This is a genomic window from Pseudoflavonifractor sp. An44, from assembly GCF_002161675.1.
Taxonomy (GTDB): Bacteria; Bacillota; Clostridia; order Oscillospirales; family Oscillospiraceae; genus Enterenecus; species Enterenecus faecium.
On the sequence record NZ_NFIH01000024.1, the window covers coordinates 1 to 17,242 of the forward strand.

At 63.0% G+C, this 17,242-nt stretch carries 14 protein-coding genes; 12 read left to right on the top strand and 2 right to left on the bottom strand.

From position 1 onward, the window contains the following. Positions 1 to 1,040 precede the first annotated feature (1,040 nt). The 6 genes from B5F98_RS10360 to nspC all read left to right on the top strand — a co-directional run bounded on the left by B5F98_RS10360 (position 1,041) and on the right by nspC (position 7,682). Complete coding sequence (locus B5F98_RS10360) at positions 1,041 to 2,510, top strand: aminotransferase class V-fold PLP-dependent enzyme (RefSeq protein WP_087372255.1); 1,470 nt, start codon at positions 1,041 to 1,043, stop codon at positions 2,508 to 2,510. After that, the gene (gene speE / locus B5F98_RS10365; RefSeq protein WP_087234448.1) at positions 2,510 to 3,361 is read left to right on the top strand and encodes a polyamine aminopropyltransferase; all 852 of its coding nucleotides are present in this window, start codon (positions 2,510 to 2,512) and stop codon (positions 3,359 to 3,361) included. The genes B5F98_RS10360 and speE overlap by 1 nt, the downstream gene beginning before the upstream one ends. 1 nt (position 3,362) lies before the next feature. After that, on the top strand, positions 3,363 to 4,226 hold the full coding sequence (gene speB / locus B5F98_RS10370) for an agmatinase (RefSeq protein WP_087372258.1): 864 nt from the start codon (positions 3,363 to 3,365) through the stop codon (positions 4,224 to 4,226). Positions 4,227 to 4,238: 12 nt separating this feature from the next. Next, on the top strand, positions 4,239 to 4,982 hold the full coding sequence (locus B5F98_RS10375) for an aspartate kinase (protein WP_242961655.1): 744 nt from the start codon (positions 4,239 to 4,241) through the stop codon (positions 4,980 to 4,982). Positions 4,983 to 5,213: 231 nt separating this feature from the next. Next, entirely contained in the window at positions 5,214 to 6,473 is a 1,260-nt protein-coding gene (locus B5F98_RS10380) for a saccharopine dehydrogenase family protein (RefSeq protein ID WP_087372266.1), read from the top strand. Further along, positions 6,474 to 7,682, top strand: a complete 1,209-nt coding sequence (gene nspC / locus B5F98_RS10385; protein ID WP_087372269.1) for a carboxynorspermidine decarboxylase — start codon at positions 6,474 to 6,476, stop codon at positions 7,680 to 7,682. Positions 7,683 to 8,681: 999 nt separating this feature from the next. Here nspC and B5F98_RS10395 read toward each other — a convergent pair. Together B5F98_RS10395 and B5F98_RS10400 are read right to left on the bottom strand one after the other, a co-directional pair. Then, positions 8,682 to 8,891 carry a helix-turn-helix transcriptional regulator gene (locus B5F98_RS10395; protein WP_087372277.1) on the bottom strand — a complete coding sequence of 70 codons (210 nt, stop codon included), beginning with the start codon at positions 8,889 to 8,891 and terminating at the stop codon, positions 8,682 to 8,684. A gap of 132 nt (positions 8,892 to 9,023) precedes the next feature. Next, positions 9,024 to 9,215: a ribbon-helix-helix domain-containing protein gene (locus B5F98_RS10400; protein ID WP_087372280.1), complete on the bottom strand. Its 192-nt coding sequence runs from the start codon at positions 9,213 to 9,215 to the stop codon at positions 9,024 to 9,026. A gap of 158 nt (positions 9,216 to 9,373) precedes the next feature. Between B5F98_RS10400 and B5F98_RS13485 the strand changes: the two genes are divergently transcribed. The 6 genes from B5F98_RS13485 to B5F98_RS10425 all read left to right on the top strand — a co-directional run bounded on the left by B5F98_RS13485 (position 9,374) and on the right by B5F98_RS10425 (position 17,238). Then, entirely contained in the window at positions 9,374 to 9,505 is a 132-nt protein-coding gene (locus tag B5F98_RS13485; protein ID WP_275532895.1) for a hypothetical protein, read from the top strand. A gap of 466 nt (positions 9,506 to 9,971) precedes the next feature. Beyond that, a complete protein-coding gene (locus B5F98_RS10405; RefSeq protein WP_087372283.1) occupies positions 9,972 to 10,475 on the top strand; it encodes a shikimate kinase in 504 nt (167 codons plus the stop codon). A gap of 12 nt (positions 10,476 to 10,487) precedes the next feature. Beyond that, positions 10,488 to 12,338, top strand: a complete 1,851-nt coding sequence (locus B5F98_RS10410) for a DEAD/DEAH box helicase (RefSeq protein WP_087372286.1) — start codon at positions 10,488 to 10,490, stop codon at positions 12,336 to 12,338. Continuing rightward, the gene (locus B5F98_RS10415; protein ID WP_087372289.1) at positions 12,328 to 13,182 is read left to right on the top strand and encodes a metallophosphoesterase; all 855 of its coding nucleotides are present in this window, start codon (positions 12,328 to 12,330) and stop codon (positions 13,180 to 13,182) included. The genes B5F98_RS10410 and B5F98_RS10415 overlap by 11 nt, the downstream gene beginning before the upstream one ends. An 823-nt stretch (positions 13,183 to 14,005) precedes the next feature. Continuing rightward, positions 14,006 to 15,889 (top strand): tRNA uridine-5-carboxymethylaminomethyl(34) synthesis enzyme MnmG, encoded by a 1,884-nt coding sequence (mnmG, locus tag B5F98_RS10420; RefSeq protein ID WP_087372292.1) that lies wholly within the window; start codon positions 14,006 to 14,008, stop codon positions 15,887 to 15,889. Positions 15,890 to 15,906: 17 nt separating this feature from the next. Continuing rightward, positions 15,907 to 17,238 (top strand): MurT ligase domain-containing protein, encoded by a 1,332-nt coding sequence (locus B5F98_RS10425; protein WP_087372295.1) that lies wholly within the window; start codon positions 15,907 to 15,909, stop codon positions 17,236 to 17,238. The last annotated feature ends 4 nt before the right edge of the window (positions 17,239 to 17,242 follow it).

The window sequence follows — 17,242 nt, forward strand, 5'->3', positions numbered from 1 at the left end:
CCAGTTGCCGGGGGCCGGGCGCAAAAAGCCCCTGAACATTGCCGAATTTCTTGCGTTGTTGGGTGTAGGGGAGGGGCTTGCCCCTCCCGAATCCCCCAGGGCAATACAAGGGAACCAACAGGCCGGGCAAGCCACGGCCCTTACCGCAGCGCAACAGGATGGTGCAGCAAAACCCCCGGCGGCGGGAACGCCGCTACACCAAGGTAGGCCCGGAGGTGGAAACCACCCGGTTATAGGGCCAGCTGCCCAGGGTGGCCTGGTGTGGTGGCACAAACAGGGGCCACAGCAAGGGTGACGGGCCGAATATGGACTTGACGCATGGACAGCCTGGCACCCTAGGGGGGTCCTTAGGGGGGAACGCCCTAAGCGGGTTTTGGTGCCTTTTGTCCGCTCAAAAGGCACCCCCAGCGGGGAGCGTCCCCACCAGGCTGGCAAGCCTGAGCCTTGGGCGGTTAGACGGACAACCCCTTACACAGGGGAGCCTTTAGGAGGTCTTCCAGCGGAGCGTCCCTGGCAGGGGCGCTAATTTGCTTCTGAGAAATGGAGGAAGGCCAAGCCTTCTTCCTCAAATTTTTACCTGAATTTCTCCAAAAAATATTGACACCACCCCCACCCCATGCTATACTCAGCTAGAATTTGACTGGAGTTTATCTGGCCAAGCATACTAGGACCACTCCTCCGGGAGTTAAGGCCATACGGACAGCCGGGTCCACTGCCGATTGGCGGTTTTACCGCCTTATTGATTGAGTTAAAAGCTCAAATTTTATAAGTTGGTTACTTTATAACCGAAATGCGCATTTGCGCAGACTTGTGAAACGGTCAATAACAGAGTAGTAAAAGTATCTTGTTGCTATATAGACTCTATGTACCAAGCCCCCTCCACCCCCCTTTTTTGTCGTCCCGATTTGCGGGGCGGCGCACCCGCTCCCCTGCCTGCGCCGGGGATGGGTCTGTCGGAACACGGGCTTTTGATATTGACCTTGTTTGACACAAGCTGTACAGATGCAGCTTGTGTCTTTTTTTGTATCGAGGTGTGGCATATGAAGAGAAAACACGTCCTTGACCAGAGTCAAGCCCCCATTTACCAAGCCCTCCAGACCTTCCGCCAGATGCGGGTGGTGCCCTTTGACGTGCCCGGCCACAAGCGGGGCCGGGGCAACCCGGAGCTCACCGAGTTTCTGGGCCAGCAGTGCGTGAGCATCGACGTCAACAGCATGAAGCCTTTGGACAACCTGTGCCATCCCATCTCGGTGATTCGCCAGGCCGAGGAGCTGGCCGCCGACGCCTTTGGCGCCGCCCACGCCTTTTTGATGGTGGGGGGCACCACCAGTTCCGTGCAGTCCATGGTGCTGTCCACCTGCAAGCGGGGGGACAAGATCATCATGCCCCGCAACGTCCACCGCAGCGTCATCAACGCCCTGGTGCTGTGCGGCGCCATCCCCGTCTACGTCAACCCCGAGGTGGACCACCAGCTGGGCATCTCCCTGGGCATGAAGCGGGAGCAGGTGGCCAAGGCCATCCGGGAGAACCCGGACGCCGTGGCGGTACTGGTGAACAACCCCACCTACTACGGCATTTGCAGCGACTTGAAGGCCATTGTGAAAATGGCCCACGACGCTGGCATGTACTGCCTGGCCGACGAGGCCCACGGCACCCACTTCTACTTCGGGGAAAACATGCCCATCTCCGCCATGGAGGCGGGGGCGGACATGGCCGCCGTGTCCATGCACAAAAGCGGCGGCAGCCTCACCCAGTCCTCCCTGCTGCTCATCGGCCCCAACATCCACGAGGGCCACGTGCGCAAGATCATCAACCTCACCCAGACCACCTCGGGCAGCTATCTGTTGATGTCCAGCCTGGACATCAGCCGCCGCAACCTGGCCTTGCGTGGCCCTGAGGTGTTCCGCCAGGTTACCGCCATGGCGGAGTACGCCCGGGAGGAGATCAACGCCGTGGGCGGCTACTACGCCTTCGGCGGCGAGCTGGTGAATGGCGACTCCATCTTCGCCTTTGACCCCACCAAGCTCAGCGTCCACACCCGGGACATCGGCCTGGCGGGCATTGAGGTGTACGACCTGCTCCGGGATGAGTACGACATTCAGATTGAGTTCGGCGACATTGGCAACATTCTGGCCTACCTCTCCATCGGCGACCGGCCCCAGGAGCTGGAGCGACTGGTCAGCGCCCTGGCGGAAATCCGGCGGCGGTACCAGACCGACGCCAGCGGGCTGATGAACCAGGAGTACATCGACCCCGAGGTGGTCACCAGCCCCCAAGAGGCCTTTTACGCCGACAAAAAGAGCGTGCGGCTGGAGGACAGCGCCGGGGAAGTGTGCAGCGAGTTTGTCATGTGCTATCCCCCCGGAATCCCCATCCTGGCCCCCGGCGAGCGGATTACCCCCGAGATTTTGGACTACATCCGCTACGCCAAGGCCAAGGGCTGCTCCATGACCGGACCTGAGGACCCGGACATTGAACACATCAACATTCTCACCCAGGAGGCGCTGTGATGGAACTGTGGTTTAGCGAATTTCATACCCCGGACGTCAAGCACAGCATCCGGGTCCAGCGGCATCTGTACTCCCACAAGAGCGAGTTTCAGCAGATTGACATCTACGACACCCCCGAGTTCGGCAAGGTGCTCACCCTGGACGGCAACGTGATGCTCACCGAGCGGGACGAGTTCATCTACGACGAGATGATCACCCACGTGCCCATGGCGGTGCACCCCAACGTCCAGGACGTGCTGGTCATCGGCGCGGGCGACGGCGGCGTGGTGCGGGAGCTGGCCCGGTACGAGTCCATCCGCCGCATCGACCTGGTGGAGATGGACGAGCAGGTGCTGGACGCCTGCCGCCGCTACCTGCCCGGCAACGCCTGCCGTCTGGACGACGACCGGGTGCACATCTACTTCGACAACGCCCTGCGGTTCATCCGCCGCAAGCATGCCCAGTATGATTTGATTATCGTGGACTCCACCGACCCCTTCGGCCCCTCCGAGGGCTACTTCACCCGGGAGTTCTACGGCATCTGCTACAACGCCCTCCGGGAGGACGGCATCATGGTCAACCAGCAGGGCAGCCCCTTCTACCACCAGGACGCCGAGGCCATGCAGCGCAGCCACAAGCGCATCGTCAGCACCTTCCCCATCAGCCGGGTGTACCAGGCCCACATCCCCACCTACGCCGCCGGGTACTGGCTGTTTGGCTTTGCCAGCAAGAAATATCACCCCATCGACGACTTCGACCGGGATAAGTGGCTGGCCCTGCACCTGAAAACCAACTATTACACCGTCCGGCTCCACACCGGCGCATTCTGCCTCCCGGCCTTCCTGGAGAGAATGCTGGAGGAGGTAGAATGATATGAAACCCAACATTGAGACCTTTATCGCCTGCGATACCCCCTTTGAAGAGGCCAAGATCGTCCTCTTTGGGGCCCCCTTTGACTCCACCACCAGCTTCCGCCCTGGAGCCCGGTTCGGCTCCGCGGCCATGCGCCACGAGAGCTTCGGGCTGGAGACCTACAGCCCCTACCAGGACCGGGACCTCACCGACTGCAAGATTTTCGACTCCGGGGACCTGGAGCTGTGCTTTGGCAGCGTCCAGCAGGCCCTGGAGAACATCGAAGCCCGGGCCCAGGAGATTCTGGACCATGACAAGCTGCCCCTGCTCATTGGCGGCGAGCACTCCGTCACCCTAGGCGCGGTGCGGGCGGTGCATAAGAGATACCCGGACTTGCACATCGTCCACTTTGACGCCCACGCCGACCTGCGGCAGGACTACCTGGGCATGCCTCTCAGCCACGCCTGTGTCCTCCGCCGCTGCCACGACCTGGTGGGCGACAGACGCATCCACCAGTTCTGCATCCGCAGCGGCGAGCGGGAGGAGTTCGCCTTCGCCCGCTCCCACACCGATTTTCACCCCTTCACCTTTGACGGCCTGGCAGACCTCACCGCCCAGCTGGCCCAGAGCCAGGTCCCGGTGTACCTCACCATTGACCTGGACTGCCTGGACCCCTCCGTGTTCCCCGGCACCGGCACCCCCGAGGCGGGCGGCGTGACCTTCCTGGAGCTGCTGGAGGCCATTCGCCGCTTCGAGCACGTCAACGTGGTGGGGGCGGACGTCAACGAGCTGGCCCCCATGCTGGATGCCAGCGGGGTGTCCACCGCCACCGCCTGCAAGGTGCTGCGGGAGCTGCTGCTCACCCTGAGCCACGGGGAGGGCTGAGCCGTGGCACTGATGGTACTGAAATTCGGGGGCACTTCGGTGGCGGACAGCCAGCGCATCCGCCACATCTGCTCCCTCATCGCCCGGGCCTATGATGGGGGCAACCAAGTGGTGGTGGTGCTCTCCGCCCAGGGCCACACCACCGACCGCCTCATGGACCAGGCCCTGGAGCTCAACCCCAACCCCTCCGGCCGGGAGCTGGACATGCTGCTGACCACCGGGGAACAGATCTCCATTTCCCTGGCCGCCCTATGCATGGAACACATGGGCTATGAGGCCGTGAGCCTCACCGGGTGGCAGGCGGGCATTCGCACCACCGACGACTACACCCAGGCCCAAATCCAGAGCGTCTCCCCCGCCGCCATTAAAAAAGAGCTGGCCCGGGGCCGCATCGTCTTTGTGGCCGGGTTCCAGGGGATGGACGTCTGGGGCAACCTCACCACTCTGGGCCGGGGCGGCTCGGACACCACCGCCGTGGCCCTGGCCGCCGCCCTGCGGGCGGACGTGTGCCAGATCTACACCGACGTGGACGGGGTGTACACCGCCGACCCCCGGAAGGACCCCACCGCCACCAAGCTGGAGGAGATCTCCTACGAGGCCATGCTGGACATGGCCCAGCATGGGGCCCAGGTGCTCCACGACCGCTGTGTCATCCTGGCCCGCCGCCACAACATCCCCATCGAGGTGCGCTCCTCCTTCCACGACGTGCCCGGCACCTGGGTGCGCAACCTGGTGGCCCAGGAGCACGCCAGTTAGGGGCTTTCTGAAAAGTCGAAATCATTGACTTTTCCAACAATCAACGCCAGCTACTGCGTTAAAAATGCTCGGAATCCACCCAGGATTCCTGTGCTTTTTGCCTGGTATCTGTCTGTTGCTTGTGAAAAATTCTGCGATTTCTTAGTTTTCAGATGCGCCTAAGGTAAAAAAGTTTTCCACAAGATTCCCATAGATTGTTGAAATTTTAGTACATAGAAAGGAAGATGGAACATGAGTCGAGTATTGGTCATCGGCTGTGGAGGCGTGGCCTCCGTGGCCATCCGCAAGTGCTGTCAGGTCAGCGAGGTGTTCACCGAGCTGTGCATCGCCAGCCGCACCAAGTCCAAGTGTGACGCCCTGGCCGCCGAGCTGGAGGGCAAGACTGCCACCAAGATCACCACCGCCCAGGTGGACGCCGACCACGTGGAGGAGGTCATTGCCCTCATCCAGAGCTACAAGCCCGACCTGGTGATGAACATCGCCCTGCCCTATCAGGACCTGACCATCATGGACGCCTGCCTGGCCTGCGGGGTCAACTACATGGACACCGCCAACTACGAGCCCGAGGACATCGAGGACCCCCAGTGGAAGGCCATCTACGAGAAGCGGTGTGAGGAGAAGGGCTTCTCCGCCTACTTCGACTACTCCTGGCAGTGGGCCTATCGGGAGAAGTTCGAGAAGGCCGGGCTCATCGCCCTGCTGGGCTGCGGCTTTGACCCCGGTGTCACCCAGGCCTACTGCGCCTACGCCAAGAAGCACGAGTTTGACACCATTGATACCATTGACATTCTGGACTGCAACGGCGGCGACCACGGCTACCCCTTCGCCACCAACTTCAACCCCGAGGTGAACCTGCGGGAGGTGTCCGCCCCCGGCAGCTACTGGGAGGACGGCCACTGGGTGGAGATTCCCGCCATGAGCATCAAGCGGGAGTACGACTTCGACCAGGTGGGCATGAAGGACATGTACCTGCTCCACCACGAGGAGATCGAGTCCCTGGCCGAGAACATCCCCGAGGTGCAGCGCATCCGCTTCTTCATGACCTTCGGCCAGAGCTACCTGACCCACATGAAGTGTCTGGAGAACGTGGGCATGCTGTCCACCACCCCCGTGGAGTTTGAGGGCCACCAGATTGTGCCCATCAAGTTCCTCAAGGAGCTGCTGCCCGACCCCGCCAGCCTGGGCCCCCGCACCCACGGCAAGACCAACATCGGCTGCATCTTCACCGGCAAGAAGGACGGCAAGGAGAAGACCTACTACATCTACAACGTCTGCGACCACCAGGAGTGCTACCAGGAGGTGGCCAGCCAGGCCATCAGCTACACCACCGGCGTGCCCGCCATGTGCGGCGCCCTCATGCTGCTGACGGGCAAGTGGAACAAGATCGGTGTGCACACCGTGGAGGAGTTCGATCCCGATCCCTTCCTGGACGCCCTGGACCAGTACGGCCTGCCCCGCCGGGAGAACCACAACCCGGTGCTGGTGGACTAAATGGAGTATCTGAATCTGGGCCATCCCCCCTTCCAGGGGCTGGCCACCCACCAACTGGGCGAATTGTTTGGCAGCCTGCCCACCCCCGCCTATGTCATCGACCAGGCCCGGCTGGAGCAAAACGGCCAGGTGCTCTCCGCCCTGGCCCAGCGTACAGGCTGTCACATCCTGCTGGCCCAGAAGGCCTTTTCCAACTACGACTTCTACCCCCTCCTCTCCCAGTACCTGGCGGGCACCGAGGCCAGCGGCCTCTATGAGGCCCGGCTGGGCTTTGAGGAGATGGGAGGCAAGGAGGTCCACGTGTTCTGTGCCGGGTACCGGGAGGACGAATTTGGCGAGCTGCTGCGCTACGCCGACCACATCGTGTTCAACTCCATCCACCAGCTGAAAACCCTGGGCCCCCGGGCCAAGGAGGCGGGGAAGAGTGTGGGGCTGCGCATCAATCCCCAGTGCTCCACCCAGGAGGGACACGCCATTTACGACCCCTGCGCCCCCGGCAGCCGCATGGGGGTGACCCGGGAAATCTGGAACGCCCAGATGGACGCCCACACCCTGGAGCTGCTGGACGGGCTGCACTTCCACACCCTGTGCGAGCAAAACGCCGACGACCTTGCCACCACCCTGGAGGCGGTGGAGGAGAAATTCGGGGACGTGCTGCCCGGCATGAAGTGGCTGAACATGGGGGGCGGGCACCACATCACCCGCCCGGACTACCAGATGGACACCCTGGAGGGGTGCATCCGCCACGCCCAGGAGGCCTGGGGAGTGGAGGTGTACCTGGAGCCGGGGGAGGCGGTGGCCCTCAACGCCGGGTATCTGGTGAGCCGGGTGGTGGATTTGGTGGAAAACGCCGGGGTGCACATCGCCATTCTGGACGCCAGCGCCGCCTGCCATATGCCCGACGTGCTGGAGATGCCCTACCAGCCCCCCATTCTCCAGGCTGTGGCCCAGTCCGGCGGGGCGCACACCTACCGCCTGGCAGGCCCCACCTGTCTGGCCGGGGACGTGGTAGGGGACTACTCCTTCGCCCAGCCCCTGCACCGGGGGGACCTGGTGGTGTTTGGGGACATGGCCATCTACACCACCTGCAAAAACAACACCTTCAACGGCATGCCCCTGCCCGACCTCTGGCGGCTGGACCCCCAGGGCGGGCTGGAGCAGCTGACCCAGTTCGGATATCACAACTTCAAGGCCCGGTTGGGCCGATAAGGCAAGAAAACACCCCTCTGGAGCGGAAAACCCGCTCCAGAGGGGTGCGTTGTTTGTGGGAGACCGGAAAACCTCTCCGTCACCGCTGGCGCTGTGCCACCTCTCCCAAAGGGAGAGGTGAGGGGTTGTCCGTCTAACCGCCCCTGTTTCAGGCTTGCCAGCCTGGCAGGGACGCTCCGCTGGGGTAACTTTCTGACTGGGCAGAACGTTACCAAAGACCCACCAAAGGCGGGGCCTTCCCCCGCCTTGTGGAATCCACCCCGCGGTACTGGGTGGAAGGTGCATCGTTCTCGGTTCGGCCCTTAGTCTGGTAGGGTCACATAGATGGCGTTGCATTCTATGGGTTATATCTGCTCCTCGGTTGGTGCCAGCTTCTACCCCCAGGGCCTTACCCTGGCCAGCAACTGTTCCCAGTTGCCGGGGGCCGGGCGCAAAAAGCCCCTGAACATTGCCGAATTTCTTGCGTTGTTGGGTGTAGGGGAGGGGCTTGCCCCTCCCGAATCCCCCAGGGCAATACAAGGGAACCAACGGGCCGGGCAAGCCACGGCCCTTACCGCAGCGCAACAGGATGGTGCAGCAAAACCCCCGGCGGAGGGAACGCCGCTTGGCCAGGGTAGGCCCGGACGTGGAAACCGCCCATCTATAGGGCCAGCTGCCCAAGGTGGCCTGGTGTGGTGGCACAAACAGGGGCCACAGCAAGGGTGACGGGCCGACGATAGCCTTGACGCAGGTTCAGCCTCGTACCCCAGGGAGGTACCTAGGGGGGAACGCCCTAGGCGGGTTTTGGTGACTTTTGCCCGAACAAAAGTCACCCCCAGCGGGGAGCGTCCCAACCGGGCTGGCAAGCCGGAACCCTGGGTGGTTAGAGCCCCGGTTCACGCCGGGCCACTCCCTGAGGGAGGCTTTGGGCCTGGAATAGCCCGGAACATTGCCGAATTTCTTGGGCCGCTGGGGTAGGGGCCGTGGCTTGCCCGGCCCGCTGTATCCTTACCCCAGCGCTCACAGGGGCGTCCGCCTGTCACTGACACATAATAGATAGTCAATGCTGGTGTGATAAAATTTCGCCAACTCAATGAGGACCCGGGTGGGAATGTCATTTTCCCCCGTCTCATATTTGGAGTACCCCGTCTGAGACATGCCCAGAAACTTTGCCACCTGGGTTTGGGTCAAATCGGCGTCTTCTCGTAAATCTCGCAATCGGTTCATCATACTTCACCTCTTGCAGAGTATGGCATAACCTGAAACAGAGTATTGACTTCTAACCTGTTTCAGGTTAAATTGAAGGCGGAGGATGCATGAAAAAACGCCCCCTGGAGGGAATCCCTCGGGGGCGTGAATAGATTACAGATCGGTGGGCTGCTGGTTGGACGATGCCGCCTCTTTCTCCTTTTTCAACTGCTCAATGCCAATGCGAATGAGCTCCAACGTGGCGGCAGAACGGCTGGGATATCGATTTTCAAAGCGAAAATCGTCAATTTCCTTTAAAAGTTCCTCGTCCACAATGACGGTGTAGCGTGGTTTTTGCGTGGGCACTCATACCACCTCCTCACAGTTCATATTATGCGCAGGTTCATAGGTTCTGTCAAGCGGAACCTTTTTGCCAAAAAGTGCTTGACGGGTTCTGAACCTATGAACTATAATGCAGATAGGTTCAGACGTTCAGATGTTCTGACAGGAAGGAGGTATGTTGCATGACCAGCGACTTCAAGCGAATCTCCTTTGCGGTAACGCCCGAGCTGGAAAAATCCCTGGACCACATGAAACAGGAATTTTTCTATAATGAAACCCATTCCCACATGATACGGGAGTTGCTGCCCTGCTGATTCTGGCCCAAAACAAGCGCAAAGCGTAACGAAAACCAGACCGCACCCCTGGAGCAAATCCTGCTCCAGGGGTGCTGCTATTTGCCCGGAAAGGCCTCAAACATCGCCACTCCTTGTAGCCCTCTCCGTCACAGCTGGCGCTGTGCCACCTCTCCCAAAGGGAGAGGCAAGGCGGGGTGCCGTACGCTGAAAAGGCTTTAAACAGTTCCACTTTCCCTGGTTTTTCGGCCGTAGGGGAGGGGCTTGCCCCTCCCGAATCCTCCAGAGCAATGCCAGGGAGCCAACGGGCCGGGCAAGCCACGGCCCCTACCACAGCACACCACAGGAAGGGACGCAAAGCCGGGAGCAGGCCCCCCTCCCTCTTGCCTTTTCCAGGTGGAATCTGATATAATAGTCTGTCTTATCATGGGCAAATATCGCCCATCCTCCCACGGGGAGATGGGCCTGCGTATGGGATGTGAGGCAGATGGACAACATCATCTTAATCGGAATGCCCGGTTCGGGAAAGAGCAGCGTGGGCGTGGTCCTGGCCAAGACCCTGGGCTACGACTTTCTGGACGTGGATTTGCTCATCCAGCAGCAGCAGGGGGCACTGCTGCAAGAGCTGTTGGATGAAAAAGGTGTGGAGTGGTTTCTGGACGCGGAGGCGGACGCCATCGCCTCGGTGCACTGTACCCACACCGTCATCGCCCCCGGCGGCAGCTGCATCTGCCGGAAGCGGGCCATCGAACACATGCGCAGTTTGGGTACGGTAGTCTATTTGCAGCTGACGCTGGAGGAAGTGGAAGGGCGCATCCACAACATGGCCACCCGGGGCATTGCCCTCCAGCCCGGCCAGACCCTTCGAGACGTCTACGCCTACCGTACCCCGCTCTATGAAGCTTGCGCCCATCTCACCGTCCCCGTGCACAACCAGAGCCTGGCGGAGACGGTCGTATCCGTGCAACAGGCTTTGACGCAATACAAGTAAAGGAACGATCACATGAATTTCAAACAACTGGGTCTTTGTGACCCCATCTTGAAGGCCCTGGCAGAGCAGGAGTACACCGCCCCCACTCCCATCCAGCAAGGGGCCATTCCCCCCGCCCTGACCGGAAGGGACGTGCTGGGCTGCGCCCAGACGGGCACCGGCAAGACCTGCGCCTTTTCCGCCCCCATTTTGCAGCGTCTGTCCAAGAAGGTCCCCAACCCCCGGGTCATCCGGGCCCTGATCCTCACCCCCACCCGGGAGCTGGCCATCCAAATTCAGGACTCCCTGGTGGCCTACGGAAAGCACCTGCCCCTGAGAAGCGCCGTCATCTTCGGCGGCGTGGGCCAGCAGCCCCAGGTGGATCAAATCCGCAAGGGTCTGGACATCCTGGTGGCCACCCCCGGCCGCCTCTTAGACCTCCACGGCCAGGGCCTGCTGGATTTGAGCCACATTGAGATGTTCGTCCTGGACGAGGCGGACCGGATGCTGGACATGGGCTTTATCCACGACGTGCGCCGGGTGCTCAAGCTGCTGCCCAAGAAGAAGCAGACCCTCTTCTTCTCCGCCACCATGCCCCCCGAGGTCATGGAGCTGGTCAATGCCCTGCTCCACGACTACGCCCGGGTGGCGGTGGACCCGGTGTCCTCCCCGGTGGAGGTCATCGGCCAGAAGCTGTTCTACGTGGACAAGAACAACAAGACCAAGCTGCTGTGCCACTTAATTCAGAAGTGGGACATTCCCGCCGCTCTGGTGTTCTCCCGCACCAAGCACGGGGCCAACCGCATCGCCCGGGACCTCAACGCCCAGGGCATCACCGCCGCCGCCATCCACGGCAACAAGAGCCAGACCGCCCGGGTCCAGGCCCTCAACGACTTCAAGGCGGGGCGGGTGCGGGTGCTGGTGGCCACCGACATCGCCGCCCGGGGCATTGACATCGACGAGCTGTCCTGGGTGTTCAACTACAACCTCCCCGATGTGCCCGAGACCTACGTCCACCGCATTGGCCGCACCGGCCGGGCCGGCCACTCCGGCACCGCCATCTCCTTCTGCCAGTTTGACGAGAAGGCCGAGCTGAAGGCCATTGAGAAGCTGCTGGGCCGCTCCATCCCCGTGGTGGAGGACCACCCCTTCCCCATGGTGAATCTGGAGGCCCCCAAGCGGGACAAGAATGGCCGCATCATCAACGCCGAGGACGCCGAGGCCCGTCAGGCCGCCCGAGACCGCCGCCGTCAGCGGCAGGAGGAGGCCCAGGCCCAGAAGGCAGAGAAGGCCGCCAAGGTCGACAAGCCCAAGCAGGAAAAGCCCCGGAAGGAGAAGCCTCGCCGGGAAAAGGCCCCTCAGCCTGCCCCCGCTCCCGCTCCCATCCCCGAGGAGCCCCACCACCACAAGCGTGGCGTGCGCCAGGGCAAGCTATCCGACACCCTGCCCCAGCAGCCCGCCATGCCCGAGACCGACTTCTACAAGCCCAATCCCCTGGATTCGGACGTGATTATGGACGCCACCGCCCGGCTGCTGGCCTCCCGCCGTCCCGTCCAGCCGCCCCGCAGCGAGAGGCCGCAGCGGGAGCGCAAGGGCCGGAAGGAGCAGCCTGCCAAGCAGGAGAAACCCCGGAAGGAACAGCCCAAGCAGGAAAAGCTCAAGAAGGAGCCCCAGCCTCCCAAGGCCCAGGAGGGCAAGGGCGGCAAGAAGAACAAGGGGGAGAAACCCTCCATCCTGCCCCCCTCCCTGTCCGGCAAGCGCCGCCGCTCCCGGGGCAACGATCGGCCCCGCCCCATCGAGTCTGCGCCCCGCTCCAACCGCCAGAAGGACTCCACCGAGCACCGCAGCCTGATGCGGCCCTACTACCTCCACGATGAAGATTAAAAAACCACTGCGTGCCCTGGGCGCTGCCCTGGGGGTCACCGCCTGTATTTTAGGGGGCGCCGCCTTCCTCAACTGGCAGTTTTGGGGGCTGGAGGTGACCCACACCCAGGTGCCCGTCTCCGGCCTGCCCCAGGGCTTTGAGGGGATGCGGGTGGTGCACCTGTCCGACCTCCACGGCCACCAGTACGGGGAGGACCACCGGGACCTGCTGGAGCAGATTGCCGCCCAAAGCCCAGAGCTCATCGCCCTCACCGGGGACATCATCGACCAGGCCAGCCAGCGGGGCACCCTCCCCGCCCTGGCCCGGGGCCTGTCCGCCATCGCCCCCACCTACTTCGTCACCGGAAACCACGAGTGGGCGGTGGGAGACATCCGTCAGACCAAGGAGCTGTTAGCCGAAAACGGGGTGACGGTGCTGTCCAACCAGTACGTGGTGCTGGAGCGCAACGGCGACCAGGTGGTGCTGGCCGGGGTGGACGACGCCAACGGCTACGCCGACCAGAAGACGCCCCAGGAGCTGTACGAGGAGATCCAGCAGGACCATCCGGGCCTGTGTACCCTGCTCCTGGCCCACCGCAACAACTACTTTGACCGATACGCCGCCTGTGGCTACGCCCTGGTGCTGTCCGGCCACGCCCACGGGGGGCTGGTGCGCCTGCCCTTCACCGACGGGGTGTTCGGCTCAGGGGGAGACCTCTTCCCCACCTGGACCGCCGGGGTGTACACCCTGGGAGAGAGCACCCTGTACGCCACCCGGGGGCTGGGCAATAACACCACCCCCATCCCGGGATTTCGGATGTTCAATCGGCCCGAGATTTCCGTGTTGGAACTAGTGCCCCAATAAGCGCCCCACCCCCGGCTCTTCGGGAGAGGGCCTGACCTCCTGCCATATCTCAGGCGCATACCTGCGTCCCTGGCAGGGACGCTCCGCTGGGCCCGATTTCTCCCCGATGAGAAATCGGGGAAAGAATCGCCAAAGGCGGGGCCTTCCCCCGCCTTGTGGAATCCACCCCGCGGTACTGGGAGGCGTGTGCATTCTCCTATTTCCGGCCCTTGGCCCGGTGGGGTCACATAGATGGCTTGCCCTTCTACGGTTTGCACCTACTCCTCTGCTGGGGTATTCTTCTACTTCCAGGGCCTTACCCTGGTGTGCAACTGTTTCCAGTTGCCGACTGCCTGGCTCCCAGCGGCGGGAACGCCGCTTCTCTAGAGTAGGCCCGGATATGGAAACCGCCACGCCATAGGGCCAGCTGCCCAAGGGGGCCTGGTGTGGTGGCACAAATAGGAGCCACAGCAAGACAGACGGGCCGAACCCAGACTTGACGCACACCCAGCCTGGTACCCCAAGGGGGGTACCTAGGGGGGAACGCCCTAGGCGGGTTTTGGTTCCTTTTGCCCGATCAAAAGGAACCCCCAGCGGGAAGCGTCCCCACCAGGCTGGCAAGCCAGCGACTGTGCGGTTAGACGGTCCATCCCTCCGCCCCGGCTCACGCCGGGCCACCTCCCTCCCTGAGGGAGGCTTTGGGCCGGGCAAGCCACGGCCCCTACCACAGCACCACAGGGCGTGCGTCAAAGAACAGGCAGCACCCTCTCCGTCAGCCCTGACGGGCTGCCACCTCTCCCAGAGGGAGAGGCAAGCAAATATAGACACAAAAGGACTTGTTTTCATGGCCTATCAAGCAGGACAATTTGACATTGCCGTCATCGGGGCGGGCCACGCCGGGGTGGAAGCAGCGCTTGCCGCCGCCCGGCTGGGTCTGCGCACCCTGTGCTTCACCATCAACCTGGACGCCGTGGGCAACATGCCCTGTAACCCCGCCATCGGCGGCACGGGCAAGGGCCACCTGGTGCGGGAAATTGACGCCCTGGGCGGCGAGATGGCCAAGGCCGCCGATGCCGCCTGCATCCAGTACCGGATGCTCAACCGGGGCAAAGGCCCCGCCGTGTGGTCCCTGCGGGCCCAGGCAGACCGCAGACGGTACCAGGAGGTGTGCAAACACACCCTGGAACTCCAGCCCAACCTGTGGGTGAAACAGGGGGAAATTGTGGACATTCTCACCGACCAGGCGGGGGCGGTGTCCGCCGTGGTCACCGAGACCGGGGCCACCTACCAGGTGAAAGCCGCCATCATCGCCAGCGGCACCTACTTGAAGGGCCGCACCATTGTGGGCCCTGTGGTGCGGGACTCCGGCCCCGACGGCATGGCCGCCGCCCAGTCTCTCTCCGCCTGCCTGGAGCGGCTGGGGCTGCGGCTGCGCCGCTTTAAGACGGGCACACCCCCCAGAGTCCACCGCCGCAGCGTGGACTTCTCCCCCATGGAGCTGCAAGAGGGGGACCAAGAGGTGGTGCCCTTCTCCTTCTCCACCCAGGAGCCACCCCAAAACCAGGCGGTGTGCTACCTCACCTACACCAACGAGCACACCCACGCCATCATTCGGGCCAACTGGGATCAATCCCCCCTGTACGACGGCACCATCGAGGGGGTGGGGCCCCGGTACTGCCCCTCCATTGAGACCAAGGTGGAGCGGTTCCCCGACAAGCCCCGCCACCAGCTGTTCATTGAGCCCATGGGGCTGAACACCGAGGAGCTGTACATCCAGGGCTTCTCCTCCTCCCTGCCCGAGGAGGTGCAGGTCCAAATGCTCCACACCATTCCGGGGCTGGAAGAGGCGGAGATGACCCGCCCCGCCTACGCCATCGAGTATGACTGCGTAGACCCTACTCAGCTGCTGCCCACCCTGGAGTTTAAGGGCGTGCCGGGTCTGTACGGGGCCGGGCAGTTCAACGGCTCCTCCGGCTACGAGGAGGCCGCCGCCCAGGGCTTGATTGCAGGCATCAACGCCGCTTTGAAGCTGAAAGGCGAGCCGCCCCTCATCCTCTCCCGGGGAGACGGGTACATCGGGGTCTTGATTGACGATCTGGTCACCAAGGGCACCGACGAGCCCTACCGCATGATGACCTCCCGCACCGAGTACCGCCTCATCCACCGCCAGGACAACGCCGACCAGCGGCTGTGCCACCTGGGATACCGGGTGGGGCTGGTGAGTGAGGAGCGGATGCGGGCGGTGGAGGAGAAATACGCCGCCGTAGAGCGGGAGGCCAAGCGGCTGGAGCACACCGGAGCCGCCCCCTCCCCCCAGCTGGACGAAATGCTGGCCGCCCGGGGCGAGCCCCCCTGCCCCCACGGGGCCCGGCTGGCGGACCTGCTGCGCCGTCCACGGGTGACGTACACCGATCTCACCCCCTTCGACCCGGACCGCCCGGAGATTTCCACAGAAGTGGCACAGCAAGTGGAAATCTCGGTGAAGTACCAGGGGTACATTGAGCGGCAAAAACGGCAGGTGGCCGAGATGGCCAAGCTGGAGAGCCGGGCCATTCCCCCCAATACCGACTACAACGCCATCCAGGGCCTGCGGCTGGAGGCCCGGCAGAAGCTGAGCGACATTCAGCCCTTGAACCTGGGCCAGGCAGGGCGCATCAGCGGGGTGAGCCCGGCGGACCTGGCCGCTCTGATGATCTGGCTGGACCGGGGCCATAACCCGTCAAACTGAGAAAAGAGGCTGGTACCATGAGACGATTTTTAGCCATCATTCTGTGTAAATTCATGCGCCTGGTGGGCAAACTGCTGGGCCGGGGCTCCTCCCTGCCCGGACAGTTTGCCTTGAAGGTGTGCCCCGACGTGCTGAGCCGGGTGAAGCTGCCCCCCTACGTCATCGCCGTCACCGGCTCCAACGGCAAGACCTCCACCGTGGAGATGATCGCCGCCATTTTGAAGGCCGCCGGGAAAAACGTGGTGTACAACGCCGAGGGCTCCAATCAGATCGAGGGTGTCACCACCCTCATCCTGTCCCAGTGCGACCTGGGGGGCCGGGTGCGGGGGGACGTGCTCCTCTTGGAGAGCGACGAGCGGTACGCCCGCCACACCTTCCACTGGTTCCACCCCACCCACTTCGTCATCACCAACCTCTACCGGGACCAGCTCACCCGCAACGGACACCCCCAGTGGGTGTATGACGCCATTCTCCCCGCCATTCACCCCTCCACCACCCTGGTGCTCAACGCCGACGATCCCCTGGTGGCCTGCTTCGCCCATCAGGGCAACCCGGTGAAGTGGTTCGGGCTGGAGGCATGGCCCGGGGCCACGAAAGAGCACCACGGCATGTACCACGACGGGGCCTTCTGCCCGCTGTGCGGCGCGCCCATGGAGTACGAGCTGTACCACTACAACCACATCGGGCACTATCACTGCACCCAGTGTGACCACCATCGCCCCCACCCCGACTTTGCGGTGACCAGCCTGGACCTGGAGGCGGGACAGCTGGTGCTGGACGGGGACACCCCCATTCAGCTGGCCTTCCGCTCCATCTACAACGTGTACAACATCCTGGCCGCCTGGTCCGCCTGCCGCATGATCGGGGTGGACAAGGCCACCGCCGCCGGGGTCATCAACAACTACATTCTGAAAAACGGGCGCATGGTGCGCTTTACCCTGGGCCAGCACCACGGCACCCTGCTGACCAGCAAGCACGAGAATTCCGTGGCCTACGACACCAACCTGCGGTACATCCGGGACACCAAGACCCCCTGCACGGTACTGGTGGTGGTGGACGCCATCTCCCGAAAATATTTCACCGGGGAGACCAGCTGGCTGTGGGACATTGACTTCGACCTGCTGGCCGCCCCTCACGTGCAGCGGGTGGTGCTCTCCGGCCGCTATGTCAACGACCTGGCTCTGCGCTTTGCCTGCTCCGCCGTGCCCCAGGACAAGGTGGTGCTGGAAGCCAGCATCCCCCAGGCGGTGGAGTACCTGGAGGGCAGCGGCAGCGAAGATGTGTATGTGGTCACCTGCTTCTCCGACCGGGACAAGGTGTTGGACCGGGTGGAGCTGGAAGACAAGTAAGGGG

What these genes read in the sequence shown, in the direction of transcription:
- B5F98_RS10360 (WP_087372255.1), top strand. Translation starts at nt 1,041, where the DNA reads ATGAAGAGAAAACACGTCCTTGACCAGAGTCAAGCCCCCATTTACCAA.
- speE (WP_087234448.1), top strand. Translation starts at nt 2,510, where the DNA reads ATGGAACTGTGGTTTAGCGAATTTCATACCCCGGACGTCAAGCACAGC.
- speB (WP_087372258.1), top strand. Translation starts at nt 3,363, where the DNA reads ATGAAACCCAACATTGAGACCTTTATCGCCTGCGATACCCCCTTTGAA.
- B5F98_RS10375 (WP_242961655.1), top strand. Translation starts at nt 4,239, where the DNA reads ATGGTACTGAAATTCGGGGGCACTTCGGTGGCGGACAGCCAGCGCATC.
- B5F98_RS10380 (WP_087372266.1), top strand. Translation starts at nt 5,214, where the DNA reads ATGAGTCGAGTATTGGTCATCGGCTGTGGAGGCGTGGCCTCCGTGGCC.
- nspC (WP_087372269.1), top strand. Translation starts at nt 6,474, where the DNA reads ATGGAGTATCTGAATCTGGGCCATCCCCCCTTCCAGGGGCTGGCCACC.
- B5F98_RS10395 (WP_087372277.1), bottom strand. Translation starts at nt 8,891, where the DNA reads ATGATGAACCGATTGCGAGATTTACGAGAAGACGCCGATTTGACCCAA.
- B5F98_RS13485 (WP_275532895.1), top strand. Translation starts at nt 9,374, where the DNA reads ATGACCAGCGACTTCAAGCGAATCTCCTTTGCGGTAACGCCCGAGCTG.
- B5F98_RS10405 (WP_087372283.1), top strand. Translation starts at nt 9,972, where the DNA reads ATGGACAACATCATCTTAATCGGAATGCCCGGTTCGGGAAAGAGCAGC.
- B5F98_RS10410 (WP_087372286.1), top strand. Translation starts at nt 10,488, where the DNA reads ATGAATTTCAAACAACTGGGTCTTTGTGACCCCATCTTGAAGGCCCTG.
- B5F98_RS10415 (WP_087372289.1), top strand. Translation starts at nt 12,328, where the DNA reads ATGAAGATTAAAAAACCACTGCGTGCCCTGGGCGCTGCCCTGGGGGTC.
- mnmG (WP_087372292.1), top strand. Translation starts at nt 14,006, where the DNA reads ATGGCCTATCAAGCAGGACAATTTGACATTGCCGTCATCGGGGCGGGC.
- B5F98_RS10425 (WP_087372295.1), top strand. Translation starts at nt 15,907, where the DNA reads ATGAGACGATTTTTAGCCATCATTCTGTGTAAATTCATGCGCCTGGTG.